Raw genomic sequence first — 2,598 nt, 5'->3', positions numbered from 1 at the left:
GGAGAGCAATCCGCCCTGCCCTTGACCTCTCGCGCCCGACGCTGCCGCGTCCACCGCAAGCCCGGCCCTGCGAAACGTGACGACACACGATCGCCCCTCAAGGGTGAGCCGGGATGGGCGAAACATACGACAAATCCGAATTTCGGTAAAGTAGAATCTTAATTCGCCAGCGCCTTGACAACGGCCGCCTAAAAAAGTCTTCAGCCGTTTTGCCCGTCGGGCAGCATGCCGCCGAAGTTACGGGAAGGAAGCACCCGAGGCGGGCTCGCAACCTATTTCCTGAATGCCTGCCCCGACTGCGCATCGAATCTCGCGACCGGCCGATCGAGTTGCCAAAGCTCCACATCGCGGCTGTCGACGAGTTTCCGGGCGCGAGAGATCGCGGATTCATCGTCGATGCAGTCCATATGAATCACGCCGATCGGTACGCTGTGTCGCCCCACGACAAGTGCACGATATGCCGGCATCCTGGCCTCCAAGATTGAGTGACAGTTGCGCGTCAGAACATGACGCCGGACAAATTTGAATTCTATGGGGATCGCATCGCCAGTTTCTAAGCGCGGCATAGTGGTCGCCCCGGTTCAGCCGTCAAACGTCGCGCGCCGAGATCATGGGATGGCTGAAGCCACGCTGTATTAGGTATCTCTAGCTATAAGATGATGCGCTCAAGACCATGATGCGCGGCGCGCGACAGTTCCCCTTAAAGGGCTTTTCTGCCGATTGGCCCGCCAAAGTAGCGCGCCGCCATCTACGTTAATACTGCTGACAAACCAAGTTGCCGTAGGTGTCGCGGAAGCAGTTGTTGTTGTAGCCGCTACCGTAGTAGCCGTAAGCGCCGTAAGCCGCGGCGCCGGCCGCCGCAGCTCCTACTGCTGCGGCTCCAATTGCTGCTCCACGATAGGGATAATACCCCCCGCGATAAGCAGCGCCACGATACGCTGCGCCGCGATAGGCCACGCCACGGCCTGCAACACCAACAGCACCGCCGCGGACACCTGCCGCGCGAACTCCTCCGCCACCAACGCGGGCACCGCCACCGCGATAAGCGAGCGCGTCGTCGGGAATAAAGGCGGTGCCCACAAGGACCGCGGCTGCGAGACCCACAAGAGTTCTACGTAACATCAGCGTTCTCCTTCCCGGATAGTTGCAGGATGGAACCGCGACCCTGTACGCAGAATTCCGGTGTGGCGTCGGATAGTTGGCGATTCCCGCCGACCTCCTGCAGCACAAGGGTCATCCGGCTCTCCCGCTCAACTCTGCCCCGATCCAGCCTTTGGCAGCGTGCAGCTTCTCGCGTTGACATAGATCAAGATGCACTTCGTCTCGAAACGAGCGGATCGAAGCGTGTGGCGAGCGAAAGATCGCCCTCGGCGAGATACGCGGCCCGGGCGTTCACGGCGATTGACCTTACGCTAGAGATAATCGCTAAGATCGACCCGTGAAGAGTTGAGCCAACGGGGCGCTTGATTTGATGTCATCGGTTTCAGAGATTCCCCTTGAGCGTGTGCTGGATCCGATGGAGCGGATCTCTGAGACGTTGTTCGGCCTGATCATGGCTCTCACCTTCATCTGCAGCCTCGGTGTCGCGACGTCGGGCAACATCAAGATTTCCACGATGCTGATCGGTGCGCTCGGCTGCAACCTGGCTTGGGGCATCGTTGACGGCGGTCTTTATCTGTTGGCTCGCATCAATGACCGGGGAGCCAATACGCTGACACTGCGCGCAATACAGCGAGCACCGGATTCCGAAACGGCGCGCCGCGTCCTCGCCGACGCGTTGCCGCCGGAATTGGCGTCCCTCCTGCCTCCGGACCAACTGGAACTGATGCGGCAGAAATTGCAGCAGCTGCCTGAGCCGTGCAAGCGTCCGAGGCTGATGAAGCGCGATTGGATCGGAGCAGTGGGTCTTTGCTTGCTGAGCTTCGCTTCGACCTTCCCCGTTGTAATCCCGTTCATACTCCTCAGCGACGCCAAATTGGCGCTACGCGTCTCCTACGCTGTCGCCATCGCGATGCTTTTCTGCTGTGGTTACGCATTCGGATATCGTAGCGGGCTTCAGCCCTGGGTCGCAGGTCTTTCGATGGTGGCCTTTGGTGGTGCGTTGGTCGGCGTCACCATAGCTCTTGGAGGATAGCCAACAATGCGACAGAGAGGCGCCGCGGCGGTGTGGCAGGCAAGCCGGGCCTCGATTGCTGCGTTGGTTGGTTTGTGGCTTGCGCCGATGACCGGCGATTTGGCGCGCGCCGAATCCCCCGGGAGCAGTCCAGGTGGTGCGATCGGCCTTGGCAATCGCGGTTGGTCCGCGCCCGAAACGAAGGGCGCAGCGCCTGAGAACGAACCTGCGAATGAACTCGAAGTTAGGTATCTCTTCGGCGAAGGCCGCCTTGTGTAGTTTGCGAGGCGGCCTGAGGATTTGACCTTAGGTCTAGCTTTAAGGTCACGTCGGGAATGCAAGTCAATGTGTTGGGCACCGAGCGTCGGCGGCGATGGAGTTGCGACGAGAAGGTCCGCCTTGTCGAAGAGACCTTGCAGCCCGGCGAGACGGTCTGCGGCGTGGCACGTCGGCACGGGGTGGCTCACAGCCTGCTGTTCACGTGG

Annotated in this window: 4 protein-coding genes; 2 read left to right on the top strand and 2 right to left on the bottom strand. The window is 60.5% G+C overall.

What is annotated here, in order from left to right; genetic code table 11:
* Window positions 1-272 precede the first annotated feature (272 nt).
* Both AC629_RS41905 and AC629_RS41900 read right to left on the bottom strand, forming a co-directional pair.
* Window positions 273-467 carry a hypothetical protein gene (locus tag AC629_RS41905; RefSeq protein WP_143199878.1) on the bottom strand — a complete coding sequence of 65 codons (195 nt, stop codon included), beginning with the start codon at window positions 465-467 and terminating at the stop codon, window positions 273-275.
* Window positions 468-753: 286 nt separating this feature from the next.
* The gene (locus tag AC629_RS41900; RefSeq protein WP_084810493.1) at window positions 754-1,122 is read right to left on the bottom strand and encodes a hypothetical protein; all 369 of its coding nucleotides are present in this window, start codon (window positions 1,120-1,122) and stop codon (window positions 754-756) included.
* 349 nt (window positions 1,123-1,471) lie between these two features.
* On the opposite strand from AC629_RS41900, the gene AC629_RS41895 reads away from it, so the two are divergent.
* Together AC629_RS41895 and AC629_RS41885 are read left to right on the top strand one after the other, a co-directional pair.
* Window positions 1,472-2,134 carry a VIT1/CCC1 transporter family protein gene (locus AC629_RS41895; protein WP_084810492.1) on the top strand — a complete coding sequence of 221 codons (663 nt, stop codon included), beginning with the start codon at window positions 1,472-1,474 and terminating at the stop codon, window positions 2,132-2,134.
* Window positions 2,135-2,448: 314 nt separating this feature from the next.
* A partial coding sequence (locus tag AC629_RS41885; protein ID WP_143199876.1) for a transposase occupies window positions 2,449-2,598 on the top strand: 150 nt, incomplete at its 3' end.

It is taken from the genome of Bradyrhizobium sp. NAS80.1, from assembly GCF_001908205.1.
In the GTDB taxonomy this organism is placed as follows: Bacteria; Pseudomonadota; Alphaproteobacteria; order Rhizobiales; family Xanthobacteraceae; genus Bradyrhizobium.
The sequence above is the reverse complement of the archived record's forward strand: the minus strand, read 5'-3'. Positions and strand labels throughout refer to the sequence as shown.

Bases quoted from the DNA above. Each gene is read 5' to 3' on its own strand.
- AC629_RS41905 (WP_143199878.1), bottom strand. From the start codon at position 467: ATGCCGGCATATCGTGCACTTGTCGTGGGGCGACACAGCGTACCGATC.
- AC629_RS41900 (WP_084810493.1), bottom strand. From the start codon at position 1,122: ATGTTACGTAGAACTCTTGTGGGTCTCGCAGCCGCGGTCCTTGTGGGC.
- AC629_RS41895 (WP_084810492.1), top strand. From the start codon at position 1,472: ATGTCATCGGTTTCAGAGATTCCCCTTGAGCGTGTGCTGGATCCGATG.